The sequence below is a fragment of the Acinetobacter kookii genome, from assembly GCF_900096895.1.
Classification (GTDB): domain Bacteria; phylum Pseudomonadota; class Gammaproteobacteria; order Pseudomonadales; family Moraxellaceae; genus Acinetobacter; species Acinetobacter kookii.
Window position 1 is genome coordinate 61,928 of record NZ_FMYO01000002.1, and the last position, 16,801, is coordinate 78,728.

General features: G+C 43.7%; 12 protein-coding genes. 7 read left to right on the forward strand and 5 right to left on the reverse strand.

Annotation, left to right across the window (positions count from 1 at the left end; genetic code table 11):
• Positions 1–261: 261 nt before the first annotated feature.
• The 4 genes from BLP85_RS04930 to BLP85_RS04945 all read right to left on the reverse strand — a co-directional run bounded on the left by BLP85_RS04930 (position 262) and on the right by BLP85_RS04945 (position 4,786).
• Positions 262–1,089 carry an XAC2610-related protein gene (locus BLP85_RS04930; protein ID WP_092819028.1) on the reverse strand — a complete coding sequence of 276 codons (828 nt, stop codon included), beginning with the start codon at positions 1,087–1,089 and terminating at the stop codon, positions 262–264.
• Positions 1,090–1,444: 355 nt separating this feature from the next.
• Positions 1,445–2,461 carry a ketol-acid reductoisomerase gene (gene ilvC, locus BLP85_RS04935; protein WP_092819029.1) on the reverse strand — a complete coding sequence of 339 codons (1,017 nt, stop codon included), beginning with the start codon at positions 2,459–2,461 and terminating at the stop codon, positions 1,445–1,447.
• Positions 2,462–2,570: 109 nt separating this feature from the next.
• Positions 2,571–3,062 (reverse strand): acetolactate synthase small subunit, encoded by a 492-nt coding sequence (gene ilvN / locus BLP85_RS04940; protein WP_086195356.1) that lies wholly within the window; start codon positions 3,060–3,062, stop codon positions 2,571–2,573.
• On the reverse strand, positions 3,059–4,786 hold the full coding sequence (locus tag BLP85_RS04945) for an acetolactate synthase 3 large subunit (protein ID WP_092819030.1): 1,728 nt from the start codon (positions 4,784–4,786) through the stop codon (positions 3,059–3,061). The genes ilvN and BLP85_RS04945 overlap by 4 nt, the downstream gene beginning before the upstream one ends.
• 785 nt (positions 4,787–5,571) lie before the next feature.
• Here BLP85_RS04945 and BLP85_RS04950 point away from each other — a divergent pair.
• The 4 genes from BLP85_RS04950 (at position 5,572) to holA (ending at position 10,971) form a co-directional block, all read left to right on the forward strand.
• Entirely contained in the window at positions 5,572–5,898 is a 327-nt protein-coding gene (locus BLP85_RS04950) for a DUF4124 domain-containing protein (protein WP_092819031.1), read from the forward strand.
• 688 nt (positions 5,899–6,586) lie between these two features.
• On the forward strand, positions 6,587–9,208 hold the full coding sequence (leuS, locus tag BLP85_RS04955; protein WP_092819032.1) for a leucine--tRNA ligase: 2,622 nt from the start codon (positions 6,587–6,589) through the stop codon (positions 9,206–9,208).
• 210 nt (positions 9,209–9,418) lie between these two features.
• A complete protein-coding gene (locus BLP85_RS04960; protein WP_092819033.1) occupies positions 9,419–9,955 on the forward strand; it encodes an LPS-assembly lipoprotein LptE in 537 nt (178 codons plus the stop codon).
• Between the two features lie 17 nt (positions 9,956–9,972).
• Positions 9,973–10,971 carry a DNA polymerase III subunit delta gene (holA, locus tag BLP85_RS04965; RefSeq protein WP_092819034.1) on the forward strand — a complete coding sequence of 333 codons (999 nt, stop codon included), beginning with the start codon at positions 9,973–9,975 and terminating at the stop codon, positions 10,969–10,971.
• Here holA and BLP85_RS04970 read toward each other — a convergent pair.
• Positions 10,968–11,417, reverse strand: coding sequence for a bacteriohemerythrin (locus BLP85_RS04970; RefSeq protein ID WP_092819035.1), 450 nt, complete (start codon positions 11,415–11,417; stop codon positions 10,968–10,970). The two genes, holA and BLP85_RS04970, sit on opposite strands and share 4 nt — an antisense overlap.
• Positions 11,418–11,994: 577 nt before the next feature.
• On the opposite strand from BLP85_RS04970, the gene BLP85_RS04975 reads away from it, so the two are divergent.
• Genes BLP85_RS04975 through BLP85_RS04985 form a run of 3 tightly spaced genes read left to right on the forward strand, consistent with a single transcriptional unit; the run spans position 11,995 to position 16,738 of the window.
• Positions 11,995–13,338 (forward strand): MacA family efflux pump subunit, encoded by a 1,344-nt coding sequence (locus BLP85_RS04975; RefSeq protein WP_092819036.1) that lies wholly within the window; start codon positions 11,995–11,997, stop codon positions 13,336–13,338.
• 2 nt (positions 13,339–13,340) lie between these two features.
• Entirely contained in the window at positions 13,341–15,323 is a 1,983-nt protein-coding gene (locus BLP85_RS04980) for a MacB family efflux pump subunit (protein WP_092819037.1), read from the forward strand.
• Between the two features lie 11 nt (positions 15,324–15,334).
• Positions 15,335–16,738 carry an efflux transporter outer membrane subunit gene (locus BLP85_RS04985; RefSeq protein WP_092819038.1) on the forward strand — a complete coding sequence of 468 codons (1,404 nt, stop codon included), beginning with the start codon at positions 15,335–15,337 and terminating at the stop codon, positions 16,736–16,738.
• Positions 16,739–16,801: the final 63 nt, after the last annotated feature.

Genomic DNA, 16,801 nt, shown 5'->3' on the forward strand with positions numbered 1-16,801 from the left:
ACCCCTCTATAAATTTATTAATAGATTCCTTTCATCAATCAAAAAGTGACACACTTTGCTTATTATGTATACCGTAGAATTTTAAGCATTCATACATAATTTATGCATGAAATACATCGGTTCAAAGCAGCTTTTTGAAGTACAGTGCTGAGTGTTATCGCAACCGAGGCAAAAGACTGATGTTGAGATTCCATTTAATTGCCGGAATTTACAACATGGAATTGAGCGAAAAATGATTTACAAAAGAAGCCTAATATCTTATTAATTATCCTCAACCCGACTTAATAAACCATCTTTTACTTGATAGACCTGCCCATAACCAAAATCAATTTGTTGTTTTTCTCCCTGAATAGCAGGAAATCCAGCAATATTTTCTAATTGGGGAGAACGCTGGAATTGATGGGTTTTAGGATTATACATCCAGTAGATAAAGCGCTTATCTTCAATTTTCCGTTCATTGGAAGTATCTGAAAGCACGATGTCATAGTAGCCATCAAGATTAATATCCATATAGCCAATACTTTTGGGATAAGCAGTAAACCCTGACAAACTTTGCACGACTGTATTGGTGGTTTTATTCCAGACCTCCACTTGTTTTAAGGCTCTTCCGTAAGGCTGCTGGGCATTTTCAAGACCATAAAATTTAAATATGAACAGCGGCTTTTCTACTGCTGTAAATGCAGGCCCAAATTGAATTGGAATACTTTCATTATTCTTTGCTGTAATCAAAACTGATGACATCTGTCCTGTATTGGCATTCAAGTTTCCATTTAACTGATATTGTTCAGATGCTGTCACCTCCCCATTTACACTAACAGACTTAAGATTCAGCTGATCGCCCTTTTGCAAGCCTTTAAAAGCAACCGTTTTTTGCTCGTTCAAATCATGAAGTTTACCGTGTGGATTCCAGATCCCTGCATATAAATCCAGAAAATAGCGTCCATCGTCTGAGCGTAGCATTCGCTGCATAGACACCCGAACATTTGTGAAAGGTTTAAGATGGTCCGTCCTGGTTGCAGGCACTATTTCTGCAAAACTTAAGCATGCAAAAGATAAAGTGGTAAGACATAGCAGGATTTGAGTTTTCATTGCTCAGCCACACTTAACAATAGATTATGTCTACTCTATCACACTTAAAATTACATCTAATCTATCTTCAACCGCTGTGTTTTGTTGCGAATTATTAATAGACTGGTCTTCATATAAAAACTAAAAATACTTTACGCAATAAAAAAACCTACTCAAACTGAGTGGGTTTTCGCATTCAAATCAATTGATTCAAGACATTAGTTTTTCTCTTTATCAACGATTTTGTTTGCTTGAATCCAAGGTATGAGCAAGCTCAAAACACTGTTTTGAGTGAAGCGCAAGGAGGAAAAGCATCACTTTGTATAAAAAAAGCCCCTGTATAAAACAAGGGCTCTTTTGACTTAGAAATTAGAACTTAGTTCTTTTCTTTATCTACGATCTTGTTCGCTTGGATCCAAGGCATCATTGCACGCAACTTGTTACCAGTTACTTCGATACCGTGAGCCGCGTTTTGACGACGACGAGCAGTCATAGATGGGTAGTTCAATGCACCTTCCTGGATGAACATCTTCGCATATTCACCAGACTGGATACGTTTAAGCGCATTACGCATTGCTTCGCGAGACTGTTCATTGATAACTTCAGTACCAGTTACATATTCGCCATATTCAGCATTGTTCGATACTGAATAGTTCATGTCCGCGATACCGCCTTCAAACATCAAGTCAACGATCAATTTAAGTTCGTGTAGACATTCGAAATAAGCCATTTCAGGCGCATAACCCGCTTCAACCAAAGTTTCGAAGCCCATTTTAACCAGTTCAACAGCACCACCACAAAGAACTGCTTGCTCACCAAATAAGTCAGTTTCAGTTTCTTCACGGAATGAAGTTTCGATGATACCTGTACGGCCACCACCTACGCCTGAAGCGTAAGAAAGTGCTACGTTACGCGCGTTACCAGAAGCATCTTGGTGAATCGCAATTAAGTCAGGCACACCTGAACCACGCTGGAATTCAGAACGTACAGTGTGACCTGGTGCTTTAGGCGCAATCATAATTACGTCTAAATCAGCACGTGGCACAACTTGGTTGTAAAGAACAGAGAAACCGTGAGCAAATGCTAGAGTCGCGCCTTGTTTAATGTTTGGCTCGATCACGTCACGGTAAAGTTGAGATTGGAACTCATCTGGAGTCAAAATCATGACTAAGTCAGCTTGAGCAACAGCAGCAGGAACTTCTGAAACTTTAAGACCAGCATTTTCAGCTTTTTTCCAAGAAGTCGAACCAGCACGTAAACCTACAGTTACGTCAACGCCAGAGTCTTTAAGGTTAAGCGCATGCGCGTGACCTTGTGAACCATAACCAATGATCGCTACTTTCTTAGATTGGATGATCGATAAGTCTGCGTCTTTATCGTAAAAAATTTGCATTGCTGTCTCCGCTTAAATGCTTATGTTTCCTTTTATCCAGGTCAATGATGTTATTGGTATTCATTGACCTAGATCCTCATCTCCACGATGAGTAGAATGTGTTAAAAAATTAGACTGTTAAAACTTTTTCGCCACGTGCGATGCCCGATACACCTGAACGCACCACTTCAAGAATGGTATTTTCTGCAAGTGCATCAATGAAACCATCAAGCTTTTCAGTTGTACCAGCAATCTGAATGGTATAAGTCGTCGGGGTTACATCCACAATTTGTGCACGGAAAATGTCAGCGGTACGCTTGATTTCTGCACGTGCCGATCCAAGTGATTTCACTTTAATCAGCATTAGTTCGCGCTCGATATGCGCACCCTCAGACAAATCAACCACTTTCACCACTTCAACCAGTTTATTCAGCTGTTTGGTGATTTGTTCAATTTTATGATCATCACCATACGTGGTCAGCGTCAAACGTGACATGGTTGGGTCTTCGGTTGGCGCAACGTTCAAAGTCTCAATGTTATAACCACGTTGAGAAAACAATCCCACCAAACGTGAAAGTGCACCCGCTTCGTTTTCTACGAGAACAGAGATGATATGTCTCATTGAGTGCGCTCCCCTTTTCCTAACCACATATCTTGCATAGACTGACCGGCAACCAGCATTGGATATACATGCTCGCTACGGTCAACCATTACGTTAATAAATACGCATTTATCATTAATTGCCATGGCTTCTTCAAGCTTGGACTCAAGCTCATCGGCATGGTTAATCTGGATGCCGACATGACCATAAGCTTCCATCAACTTGGCAAAGTCAGGCAAGGATTCAACATAAGAGCTTGAATGGCGACCTTCGTAGTTCATATCCTGCCACTGTTTCACCATACCCAAGGCACGGTTGTTGAGGCAAAGAATTTTCACATTTAAGCCATATTGCTTACATGTTGATAATTCCTGGATACACATCTGAATCGATGCTTCACCAGTAATACACACTACTTGCTGGTCCGGGAACGCAAGTTTTGCAGCCATGGCATAAGGCAGGCCTACACCCATGGTTCCCAAGCCACCTGAGTTAATCCATTGACGTGGACGCGTGTATTTGTAATACAACGCACCAAACATCTGATGCTGACCAACATCAGACGTAATAATGGCCTGGCTATTGGTGATTTTATCTAAAGCGGCAACGACTTGTTGTGGCTTCATAGAGCCATCAGTTGGTGCTACAACTTTTAAGCCGTGTGCTGCACGCCACTCATCAATCTGTTTCCACCATGCTGCAATATCTTCCGGATTCGGTTTTGAAACATTCATTTGTTTCAACTGTACCAGCATCTCCTGAAGTACCGGCTCAACCGCACCCACAATTGGAATGTGCGCCATGATGGTTTTAGAAATGGTTGCCGGGTCAATATCAATATGAATAACCTTGGCATTTGGACAGAACTTAGCCGGATTATTGGTCACACGGTCATCAAAACGTGCGCCTACACACAGGATCAAGTCCGCATTATGCATACTCATGTTGGCTTCATAGGTACCATGCATACCGAGCATCCCCAAAAATTGAGGATCGTTACCCGGGAATGCACCCAAGCCCATCAAGGTATTGGTTACCGGATAGCCCAACAAGTGCGCAAGTTCAGTCAATAATGCTGATGCATTACCCTGCACTACACCACCGCCCGTATAAATCACTGGACGTTTGGCACTGATCAATTCGTCAATTGCTTTACGAATCTGGCCTGAGTGACCACGATGCGGTGGCTGATAAGAGCGCATCTTCACTTTTTCAGGATATTCGTAAGCAAATTTTTCTGCAGGATTAGTCGCATCTTTAGGAATATCGACAACCACAGGACCTGGACGGCCTGAAGAAGCAATATAGAATGCCTTTTTAATAATCGCAGGAATTTCGCTGGCATGACGCACTTGGAAACTGTGTTTTACGATTGGACGAGAAATACCGACCATATCGGTTTCCTGGAACGCATCCTCACCGATTAAATGGCTTGCAACCTGACCAGACAAAATCACCATTGGGATTGAGTCCATATAAGCCGTTGCAATTGGCGTTACGGTATTTGTCGCGCCTGGACCTGAGGTGACGAGTACCACACCAGTTTTACCTGTTACACGCGAATAAGCATCTGCCATATGACCGGCAGCCTGTTCATGACGTACAAGGTAATGATTGATTTTGTCTTGTTGAAAGAGCGCATCGTAAATATGCAATACTGCGCCGCCTGGATATCCAAAAACATGTTCAACGCCTTCGTCCGCCAATGCGCGAACAAGCATTTCACCACCAGATAAAAGTTCCAACGTGATTCACCCTAATCTTTTTTCACGCACAAATGGAGGGCATTTGTGGTGATTCATTCATTCACTGTGCGCTCTGTTATAGCACACAAATTTCATAGTTTTCATAGCAATAAGAAAAAAATCTGACCTGGTTGCCGTTTAAGCAATATGAGGTCTAAAACATGTTGGGATAAACATATTTTGTTGGCTTTGTTCAGCTTCTCGGCTAGAGAAGAAGTCCATTGCTAAAAGGCTCTTATTCGAAGGGTGATCGATCTAAGGCATATAAAACTAAAGCAGCATTTTTGTGGTTTCGAGTATTAAAGTCAAGTTTAAAAATTAGCTTTTTATAGCTTAATTTTAAATTATTCATTTTTTATACATCTGTTTTGTCTTTCGCTGTGCATGCAACCCTCACAAAAAATTAAAATATTATTATTTTTCAAAAAATTAAAAATATTTTCATAAAAAATAAATATAAAAATTATAATAAAATGGAATGAATATTTATTTTATCAAAAAATGTTTTTATTAATTTCAATCTATTTTTCATCCGCTGATTTTGTATCTTGATATATTTTTATATTCAGATTCACGCTACCGCCTCGGATCTGGGAGAATTCTTTCTGATTAAATGAAGATCAAAGAGTACGATTGCCTAAATACAGTTCATTTATCTGCATTTTGGGACAGTTTATCTTTTTTCTCTGCAAAACGATCTAGATCATATAAAATACTGAAGCAATCAGGAGTTCTATTTCTCCCCACTCTATCCAACTGATTATGACAATAAGGACTTGATTATTATGGCATCATCTTTCATCAAAATTGGATTTATAGCGACTGGCTTAATCTTAAGTTTAAGTTCAACCACAAGCTTTGCCAAAGAATATTACAAATGGGTGGATGCCAAAGGGTCTACGCATTACACCACAACGCCCCCACCGAAATCGGCAAAGAAAAAAGGAAAAGTGGACACTTATGGCACGGCACGTTCTGCTAGTCTTGCATCTCAGGACAATAATAATGCCGCGAAAGAAGCCAAGGATACCGCTCAAGAAAACAAGCCTGTTAATCCAACAATTCCCGCAATTCCAGAAGGCAGCATTCCTGCAACACCTAAAGTCCAATAATATTATATTGTGAGCAAGAGTGATTACGCATCGGGTAATCACTCTATAGGAACTAAAAATCATAGAGATGAAAAAAGCGGCAACAAAGCTCATATATTCACCCTATAAAAATCGTGGCAAGTGTTTACCTTTATTCGCTATGGTAAATAAATGAATTTTTTCTTTTTATTTAGCTATCCAGTATTGAGCCTCATATTATTATCTCCCATCCAATCATGCTGAAGATATAAAGGAGTAGATACCAAGGATTCAACACATGCTAGCAACGCATCTCCGCTGAACAAGCATAGAGACCAGACTTATATCAACCTTTCAGCATAAAACTGAACAAGCTGAAAAATCAGCATTGTCCAGACGACATATAACAAAGGTTGAATTAACAACAGCAGAACGAACTGCAATTAAAGTGAAAGTTAAGCAGCAACTTCAAGAAAATAAGAAAGATCCTGTATGCAAGCATGGTTGGTGCAGGCACAGACCAAGACCTCCGCTTATCATTAGAATTAGCTTATTTACAAAACAAAGAGAAACTTACGAATTCAAAGGCATCCCAGCATTAAATGACATTTCCAAAAGTTTCATTTCTAATGACCAGGAAGATAAAATCCTGATCTGGAAACTGACATTGCATAGCATTTTGCGCTATGCTGTGTGCTAAATTTTTTAACCGTTCTCTTGTATTACGTATATGACTACTCACATTGACTCAGAATACCAAGCCAGTGCGATTGAGCCTCAAGTCCAACAGGACTGGGAATCTCGCAAAGCCTTTAAAGTTGCCGACACTGTAGAAGGTCCACATCGTTATATCCTCTCGATGTTCCCTTACCCAAGTGGCAAACTGCATATGGGTCATGTGCGTAACTATACGATTGGTGACGTGATCAGCCGTTTCCACCGTTTAAAAGGTGAAACTGTGCTACAACCGATGGGTTGGGATGCGTTCGGTCTTCCTGCTGAAAACGCAGCGATTGCGCATCAGGTTGCGCCTGCAAAATGGACCTTTGAAAACATTGATTACATGCGTAATCAGTTGAAAAAGCTTGGGCTGTCTATTGATTGGGATCGTGAATTTGCTACCTGTACACCAGAATACTATCGCTGGGAACAATGGTTATTTGTTCAGCTTTATAAAAAAGGCCTGATCTACCGTAAACTTTCAACCGTGAACTGGGATCCAGTGGATCAAACTGTACTTGCCAACGAACAGGTTGAAAATGGTCGTGGCTGGCGTTCAGGTGCATTGGTAGAAAAACGCGATATTCCAATGTACTACTTCCGCATTACCGACTATGCGCAAGAATTACTGGACGATTTAGACACGCTTAAAGACGGTTGGCCACAACAAGTATTGACCATGCAACGTAACTGGATTGGTCGCTCACAGGGTATGGAAATCACCTTCCCTTCAGCAAATCCAGACATTTATGCAGACGGTTTAACGGTATTTACCACACGTGCCGATACTTTAATGGGTGTGACCTATGTTGCAGTTGCAGCAGAACATCCTATGGCGCTGAAAGCGGCTGAAACTAACCCAGAACTTCAAGCGTTCATCGAAGAATGCCGTATGGGTTCAGTGGCAGAAGCAGACCTTGCCACTGCCGAGAAAAAAGGCATGGCAACAGGTCTTTCTGTTAAGCACCCTGTAACAGGCGAAGAAGTGCCTGTTTGGATCGCAAACTACGTGTTGATGTCTTACGGTTCTGGTGCGGTGATGGCAGTGCCTTCACACGATGAGCGTGACTTCGAATTTGCCAACAAGTATGGCTTAACCATCAAGCAAGTGATTGATGCCAAAGGCGCAGACGATGCTGACTTTAACTCAACTCAATGGCAAGAATGGTACGGTTCAAAAGAAGGTAAACTGGTTAATTCAGGTGAATTTGACGGTTTAGACTTCCAAGGCGCATTTGATGCATTCTTGGCAAAACTTGAACCACAAGGTCTTGCTAATGTAAAAGTTCAATTCCGTTTACGTGACTGGGGTGTCTCTCGTCAGCGTTATTGGGGTTGTCCAATTCCAATGATCAACTGTGATACTTGTGGTCAAGTGCCAGTGCCTGAAGATCAACTTCCTGTGGTACTTCCAACGGATGTCGTTCCAGACGGTTCAGGCAATCCATTGAACAAAATGCCTGAGTTCTATGAAACGAAATGTCCATGCTGTGGTGGCGACGCACGTCGTGAAACAGATACATTGGATACCTTCGTAGAATCTTCTTGGTACTATGCGCGTTATGCATCGCCAGACTTTACAGATGGCATGGTGAAACCTGAAGCGGGTCAAACCTGGCTGCCTGTAAACCAGTACATCGGTGGCGTTGAACACGCAATTCTGCACTTGCTCTACGCACGTTTCTTCCACAAATTGATGCGTGATGAAGGTGTGGTACAAGGCAACGAACCATTCACGAACTTGCTTACTCAAGGTATGGTACTTGCCGATACCTATTACCGTGAAGCGGAATCTGGTAAGAAAACATGGTTTAACCCTGCCGATATCGAATTAGAAAAAGACGAAAAAGGCCGTATTCTTTCTGCCAAATACAAGGAAGATGGTCAAGAAGTCACTGTTGGCGGTCAGGAGAAAATGTCGAAATCGAAGAACAACGGTATCGACCCGCAAGCGATTATTGACCAGTACGGCGCAGACACTGCACGTGTATTCATGATGTTCGCTGCGCCACCAGATCAATCACTTGAATGGTCTGATGCGGGTGTGGAAGGTGCTAACCGCTTCTTGAAACGTGTATGGCGTTTAGCAACCGGTTTCCTTGAACAAGGCAATACTGCTGCAACGATCGATAAAGCTGCACTTTCTACAGCTGCGCAAGACCTACGTCGTAAGACACACGAAACCATCCAAAAAGTGGGTGATGATATCGAACGTCGTCACGCATTTAACACTGCAATTGCAGCGATGATGGAATTGTTAAATGCAAACAACAAGTTTGAAGTGAAAGATGACAACGACGTTGCTGTTGCACGTGAGTCGATCACCACACTTCTGACTTTGTTGGCTCCATTTGCGCCACATTTAAGCCAGACTTTATTGGCTCAGTTCGGTATTGAATTGACTCAAGCTCAATTCCCACAAGTGGATGAGTCTGCGTTAACACGTAATACACAAACCATCGTGGTTCAGGTAAATGGTAAGCTTCGTGGTAAGTTAGAAGTCTCTGTAGATGCCTCTAAAGATGACATTTTGGCACAAGCCAAAGCATTGCCTGAAATTCAACAATTCTTGACTGGTTCAACCAAGAAAGAAATTGTAGTGCCGAATAAGTTGGTGAACTTGGTGGTTTAATCTCCTTTAAGCCCCCCCTTTACAAAGGGAGGTTTGGAGGGATTTCATAAAAGGAATCTCCCCTAACCCCTCTTTAAAAAAGAGGGGGACATAAGGATTTCACAATTCCCAAACAAAGCCCGTTGCCAGTCAACGGGCTTTGCACATACAATCACTACATATTTTTAGATCTTCCTTTTTTGCTTTGAAGAACAATACAGAGGACAACACATGCATTTGGGCAAACGTTTAGCAGCAATTGTTTTAACTTGTGGTCTAAGTGCAGGCCTAGTGGGCTGTGGCTTTCATTTAAAAGGCACCAATCCGGCGACGGCTCCTGTGGCTTACTCTAAAATGAAATTGGCATTGCCGGATAATGCAGGACAATTGCATGAAAAACTTGCAATTTATTTGGGTGCAACAGGCATTCAGCTGAGCAATAGTCCCGATGCTTATGTGTTGCGTGTACTGGATTACACTCCACAGCGTCATGAATTGAATGGCAAACTGGTCGAAACCTTGCTGCGCTTAACCGTGACTTTCCGTATTGACGATGCGCAAGGTAATCCTGTAACTGAACCGCGTACCATCACCGCTTCACGCAGCTATCAATATGACGTGGCCACGGTCAACACGGATGACCAGGAACAGAAGTATCTTAATCAGGTGATTGTTGATGATGTGGCACAGCAAATTGTGCGCCAGATTTCATCCAACCGTTTACCCCAAGTCGTGACCAAACCAGCGGCTTCTACAACCCAACCTTAAATATAGAAAATCGCGCGATGAAACTTGACTATCCCCAAGCACTCAAACGTGTTGATGAAGCTCGCGGTGCCTGGATTATGTATGGTCAGGAACCCCTGCTCGAACAAAATTTACTTGATGCTTTCCGGCAGAGTTGGCAAAAGCAGGAAATTGAACGTCAGCGTTATGACATAGGCAATGTCAGTGACTGGAAAAATGTGTTTAATGCTTTAAATAGCCTGTCCTTATTTTCCACGCAACTGGCTGTTGAAGTACATGGCAATATCAAGCCCGATGCCAACGGCATCAAGCAGCTGAAAAGCTATATCCAGCACAATGAACAAAACCTGCTGCTGGTGGTAATGCCCAAACAGGACAGCAGCAGTCTGAAATCCAGTTTTTTCCAGGTGGTGGATGCCAATGGGGTCACTGTGCCGCTTACGGCCAATTATCCGCAAGACCGGCAGCGGATTTTAAGCATTGAGGCAGAAAAGCTGGGCATTAAACTGGCGAATGATGCCTGGGCCTGGCTGGAACAGCACCATGAACACAACTTGCTGGCAGCCAAAAACAGTTTAATGCGTGTCAGCGATACTTTTGCCGATGTGGAAATCATCCAGATTGAACATTTGTATTCATGTCTACAAGACCAGTCGCGCTATACTACCTATGACTTAAATGATGCCCTGCTTGCAGGAAATCTGGCTCAGGCAGTTAAAATTTTCCAGTATTTAATTGCTTCGGGTGAACCGATGAGCCTGATCTTGTGGAGCATCAGCAAAGAAATGCGCTTGCTGATGCAACTGTTTGAACAGCCACAGAATGCCTTACAGCTGGGCATCTGGAAAAATAAAGTCAGCCAATATCAGCAGGCTTTAAGACGGCTCAATCCGAACTGTTTTCTTAGCTGGCCGTCACTTTTGTTACGCATTGACGCTTCAATAAAAGGTTTAGGCAAAGAAAACCCTGAACATCTGGTTCTGCAAGCCATTAGCAGCATGTGCGGTCAAACCTTATTTTTATCGCCAAGCGTTTAACTAAAGAAACGTGCAAACCAGCCTTTGCCTTTTTTCTGTTCTTGTTTACGTAGATAGCTCAACATATTGTCTCGCACTGCATCGACATAGTCCTGATCATCATGCTGAATATGGTTGATCAGCCACTTGGACAGCAGACGATACAAGTCGTTTTCAATGGCTTCACCTTTTTCAAATTTCAGGCGGTAATCATTCAGACGCTTTACAAATAATTCATGGATGCCACGATGTGATGGTAAATATTGATAACTGACCTGCTCCAGCAAATTTTCTTCAAAGCTAAAATGCGACTGGGTGTAGTCAATTAAATCCTCCAAAACCTCTTTAATTTTATCGCGCTGCCCGGTGTTTTTTACCTGCTCCAAAGCATTAATGTAATCCAAGATCTGACGATGCTGATTATCAATCACATCAATCCCAATGTTATAAGTTTCATTCCATTCCATCATTCTACCCCTTACAAATTTTCATATTAAAGTTATGATCTTTTTCGCATAATCATGGGGATTAATGCTTTTATTATTAAACCCATAATTATTTTATGGATTTAATACTACAAACTTTTTTTATTTAAATCTAGAGATAAAACAAAGATTTTTAAAATTATGTCTACCAGTTGGAAACTCAGGGGGCGGAGAAAAAAAGAAAACCACACCTCGATCATAAAAAATTATTTAAATAAAAATCATTAAATAAATCCATTATCATCAGGCTAAAATCAAATACATCTTGATAGCCCGGATCAGTGAAAAAAAGTTCTGTTTTCTCAGCAGTGTTTTGAAAACTCAAGCATCAGGCTGAAAATCATCTTTCAGAAAATTGATGGAATTAAAATTGAATAACATGTCTATCCTCTATTAAGTCATGCTAAAAAGTTTGTTAAAAATGACTTCATCCTCTGTCTAGAAAATTTTTCAAGACAACCTAAAAAGAAAATAATTCTCATTTGTTTTTAAAAAGTTCACGTTTTATCCTTATTTAGCTTTTATAATTGCTGCAATTTTCCTCATTTATCAGCTCACTATGCCAAAAATAAAACCGTCCAGAATAGTTGTCGCCATAGTCAGTATTCTTGCTATTGCAGTCACCGCCTGGTTCTTTTTAAAACCCAAAGAGCAAGCACCGCAATACATTAGCAGTGAAGTCACGCGTGGTGATATTGAAGACTCAGTTCTTGCAACTGGTGTGCTGGAAGCCACCAAAATGGTCAGCGTCGGTGCACAGGTTTCGGGTCAGGTGAAAAAGATGTATGTACAATTGGGAGACCAGGTGAAACAGGGTCAGCTGATTGCGCAAATTGATTCGATCCGTCAGGAAAATGATCTGAAAACGGCTGAAGCGAGTATTAAAAACCAGCAGGCTCAACTGGCAGTCAAGCAGGCAAACTTGGCGAAAGTCCACGCTGAATATCAACGCCAGCAAGCCATGTATGCGCAAGATGCGACTTCGCGTGCAGAACTTGAGGCTGCATTGGCCAGCTACAAAACGGCACAGGCGGAAATTTTGGCGATTAATGCCCAGATTGAACAGTCCCGTTTAACCCTGGCAACGGCCAAAGAAGATTTGGGCTATACCCGGATTGTTGCGCCTATGGATGGCACCATTGTGGCCATTGTGACTGAAGAAGGCCAAACCGTAAACGCCAACCAAAGCGCACCGACCATTGTCAAACTGGCCAAGCTCGACAACATGACCATTAAAGCTGAAATTTCAGAAGCTGACGTGATGAAAGTCGAAGAAGGTCAAACCGTGTATTTTACCACCTTGGGCAATAGCGACAAAAAACATTATGCCAAACTACGCCAGGTAGAACCGGCACCGAACTCCATCAATACGGAAAGCAATAACTCATCCACTTCGTCTTCAAGTACGGCGGTGTATTACAACGCCCTGTTTGATGTCCCCAATGAAGATGGCAAACTGCGTATTGATATGACTGCGCAGGTGTATATTGTGCTGGCTGAAGCAAAAAATGTATTGACTGTACCTGCAGCAGCCTTGCAAAGTTCAAACCGTCCGCAAGGCAAACGTGCTGATCGTAATGCAGACCAGGCAAAACAACAAAATCCGCCTGATCATGATCAGGCGCAAACTGAGCGTCCAAAACGCTTGCAACTGTCTGCCGAAGAAAAAGCACTGATTGAACAAGGCAAAGCCTCTATGTCGATGGTTCGCGTAATTCAGGCAGATGGTACAGCCAAACCGCAACCGGTCCTGGTCGGCTTGAACAATCGTGTCACTGCTCAAGTGATTAAGGGCTTAAAACAGGGTGACAAGGTGGTCATAGCCGATGCTTCGGATACCTCAAACGATGCTGCCAAACGCAGTAACCGTGTAGGTGGTGGTGCCGGTCCAGTGAGAATGTAATCATGAGCCAAGATCAACAGCCTTTGCTCAAGGTCACAGATCTGACCCGTGAATTCCCCGCCGGGGAAAGCACCATTCAGATTTTAAAGGGCATTAATCTGGAGATTTACCCGGGAGAACTGGTCGCGATTGTCGGGCAGTCCGGTTCGGGGAAATCCACCCTGATGAATATTTTGGGATGTCTGGATCAGCCAAGCTCAGGAAGCTATCAGGTCAAAGGGCGTGAAACACGTCAATTGGAAGCGGATGAACTGGCTCAACTGCGCCGTGAATATTTCGGCTTCATTTTCCAGCGCTATCACCTGTTGGGCGATTTAAGCGCGGCAGGTAACGTTGAAGTTCCGGCCATTTATGCAGGTGTCGATGCTTCCGCCCGTCAACAGCGCTCGACCCAGCTGCTCTCGGACCTGGGTTTGGCCGAAAAGACCCAGAACCGTCCCAGCCAGCTTTCCGGTGGCCAGCAGCAGCGTGTATCGATTGCCCGTGCATTGATGAACGGCGGCGACGTGATTCTGGCCGATGAACCGACCGGTGCACTGGATAAAAACAGCGGCATTGAAGTGATGCGTATCTTGCGCGAGCTGAATGCCAAAGGTCATACCATCATCCTGGTTACCCACGATCATAACGTTGCCAAAAATGCCTCGCGTATTATTGAAATTAGTGACGGCAACATTATTTCAGATAAACCGAATGTGCCTGAAGTAGCCGCAGATGAAGTTTTAGAAAAACAGACCTTGCAACAAACCGCACAGAAAAAAACGCCTTCCTGGCGCTCTGCTGCGGACCGGCTAGGCGAAGCTTTCCGTATGGCGCTGCTGGCCATGAACGCCCACCGCATGCGGACCTTCCTGACCATGCTCGGGATTATTATCGGGATTGCCTCGGTGGTGTCTGTAGTGGCTTTAGGTAACGGTTCACAGAAACAGATTCTGGAAAATATCAGCAGCCTCGGAACCAATACCATTACCGTCTATCAAGGCCGTGGCTTTGGCGACAATTCCAAAACAGCCCAGGTCAAAACACTGGTTCCTGCCGATGCGGATGCCCTGGCAGAACAGCCCTATGTTGATGGGGTCAGTCCATCGGTCACCAGCAACATCACCGCACGTTTTAAGGATACCGAAGCATCTGCAACGGTGAATGGCATCAGTGAAGACTTCTTCTATGTTCGAGGGATGAACTTTGCTTCAGGACAGCCTTTTGACAAAGAAGGCGTGACTGAACGTGCCCAAGACGTGGTCATTGATGACAATACCAAAAAGACGTTTTTTAGTGATGGTACCAACCCTGTCGGTCAGGTCATTCTGTTGGGCAGTGTTCCCAGTCGTATTATTGGCGTAGTTGAAGCACAAAAATCAATGATGGGAAATTCAGACAGCCTGAATGTTTACTTGCCCTACTCTACGGTGATGAGCCGCATGTTAGGCCAGGCGAATGTACGCAGCATCATTGTCCGGGTCAAAGACGAATACCCAAGTGCGGCAGCTGAAAATGCCATTTTAAATTTATTGGTACAACGCCACGGCGCACAAGATGTGTTTACCCAGAATGCAGACAGTATCCGTGAAACCATTCAGCAAACCACGCAAACCATGACCCTGTTAGTCTCTGCGATTGCAGTAATTTCCCTGATTGTCGGCGGTATTGGGGTCATGAACATCATGCTGGTCTCTGTGACTGAACGAACTCAGGAAATTGGCGTGCGTATGGCTGTGGGTGCCCGGCAAAGTGACATCTTGCAGCAGTTCCTGATTGAGGCGGTACTGGTCTGTATTTTAGGTGGGATCTTGGGGGTGCTTTTATCTTTAGGCATTGGACAGCTGATTAGCCAGTTTGCCAGCGGTACCTTCCAGATGGCCTATTCCACCACCTCCATTGTGGCGGCCTTCGTCTGCTCAAGCATGATCGGGATTATCTTCGGCTTTATTCCTGCCCGTAATGCAGCACAGCTTAACCCTGTGGATGCACTTTCTCGCGAATAAGGATAAATAGAATGCAAATGAATTTTACCAAGCTTATTGCTAGCCTTATTTTAACTGGTTCTCTGATCGGTTGTGCAGCGGTGGTAAAAACACCGTATGAACAGCCTGCCGTGAATATTCCAGGCAGTTTCCAGAATAGCAAAGCCATGAGCCAGCAGGTGCATGCCGATATCTATGCCGATCAATGGTGGACCTTGTTTGGCGATGCGCAGCTGAACCAGCTGGTCAATCAGGTTTTAGCCAGCAATACCGATCTGGCGGTTGCCGGCATTAATTTGCAGCAGGCACGTTTACAGGCCGGCTTGGCGAAAAACCAGCAAGGCCCTCGGGTCAGCTCCAGTGTTTCAGCTGGACATACGGTTGACCTCAATTCAGGTGATGATGCTTCGCGTGGCCTGTCTTTAAGTAGCGGCGTGAGTTATGAACTGGACTTGTTCGGAAAGCTGGCTCGACAAACTGAAGCCAGCCGATGGGAAGCCTTAGCAACTGAACAGGACTTGCAAGCCACTGCACAAAGCCTGATTGCCACTACGGCAAATTTATATTGGCAGTTGGGTTACTTGAATGAACGCTATCAAATTGCCAGTCAAAACCTGGCCAGCACACAAAAAGTCTTTGAGCTGGTCCGCAGCCAATATCGTGCCGGTGCGGTTTCCGGTCTGGACTTAACCTCAGCGGAACAATCTGTACAAAGCCAAAGAGCGACATTAAGCCAGATTGAGCAGCAGAAAGTCGAAACCCGAACAGCATTGGCAGCGCTGATGCATCAACCTGTACAGCAACTGAACATTCAGGAGCCTTCTCGTTTACCGCGTATTGCCCTGCCGGCTATTTCTGCAGGTTTACCGGCAGAGCTGTTGTCACGCCGTCCGGATTTACAGGCCAGTGAACTGCGTTTACGCAAGGCCCTTGCCACTAAAGATGCGACCAAGGCCAGTTATTATCCTTCCATTAACCTGACCGGAAACCTGGGCTCTTCCAGCACATCTTTAACCAGTCTATTGCAAAATCCGGTATTAACTTTAGGTGCCAATCTCAGCCTGCCGTTCCTGCAATATAACGACATGAAAAAAGATCTGGCGATCAGTGACCTGGATTATGAAAAAGCGATTGTGCAGTATCGTCAAAGTTTGTATCAGGCCTTTGCCGATGTGGAAAATGCCTTATCTGCCCGCACCGAATTAAACAAACAGGTGGCCCTGCAAGAACGCAATGTACAACTTGCAGAGAAAACCGAGCGTCTAACTGAAGTACGTTACCTTAACGGAGCAATTGCCCTGAAAAACCTGCTGGATGCGCAGGAAACCACGCGTAACGCCCGTTTGTCTCTGGTTCAAACCAAACAGAGCCAGTACAATGCCTATGTCACCTTGATGCAGGCTTTAGGCGGCAGTCCAGTCAAACAGCTGCATTAAGTTAAAGGTAAAATAAAAAAGATGCCATTTCGGCATCTTTTTTTATTTCAGAAAAATTCCTGA

Bases quoted from the DNA above. Each gene is read 5' to 3' on its own strand.
- BLP85_RS04930 (WP_092819028.1), bottom strand. From the start codon at position 1,089: ATGAAAACTCAAATCCTGCTATGTCTTACCACTTTATCTTTTGCATGC.
- ilvC (WP_092819029.1), bottom strand. From the start codon at position 2,461: ATGCAAATTTTTTACGATAAAGACGCAGACTTATCGATCATCCAATCT.
- ilvN (WP_086195356.1), bottom strand. From the start codon at position 3,062: ATGAGACATATCATCTCTGTTCTCGTAGAAAACGAAGCGGGTGCACTT.
- BLP85_RS04950 (WP_092819031.1), top strand. From the start codon at position 5,572: ATGGCATCATCTTTCATCAAAATTGGATTTATAGCGACTGGCTTAATC.
- leuS (WP_092819032.1), top strand. From the start codon at position 6,587: ATGACTACTCACATTGACTCAGAATACCAAGCCAGTGCGATTGAGCCT.
- BLP85_RS04960 (WP_092819033.1), top strand. From the start codon at position 9,419: ATGCATTTGGGCAAACGTTTAGCAGCAATTGTTTTAACTTGTGGTCTA.
- holA (WP_092819034.1), top strand. From the start codon at position 9,973: ATGAAACTTGACTATCCCCAAGCACTCAAACGTGTTGATGAAGCTCGC.
- BLP85_RS04970 (WP_092819035.1), bottom strand. From the start codon at position 11,417: ATGGAATGGAATGAAACTTATAACATTGGGATTGATGTGATTGATAAT.
- BLP85_RS04975 (WP_092819036.1), top strand. From the start codon at position 11,995: ATGCCAAAAATAAAACCGTCCAGAATAGTTGTCGCCATAGTCAGTATT.
- BLP85_RS04980 (WP_092819037.1), top strand. From the start codon at position 13,341: ATGAGCCAAGATCAACAGCCTTTGCTCAAGGTCACAGATCTGACCCGT.
- BLP85_RS04985 (WP_092819038.1), top strand. From the start codon at position 15,335: ATGCAAATGAATTTTACCAAGCTTATTGCTAGCCTTATTTTAACTGGT.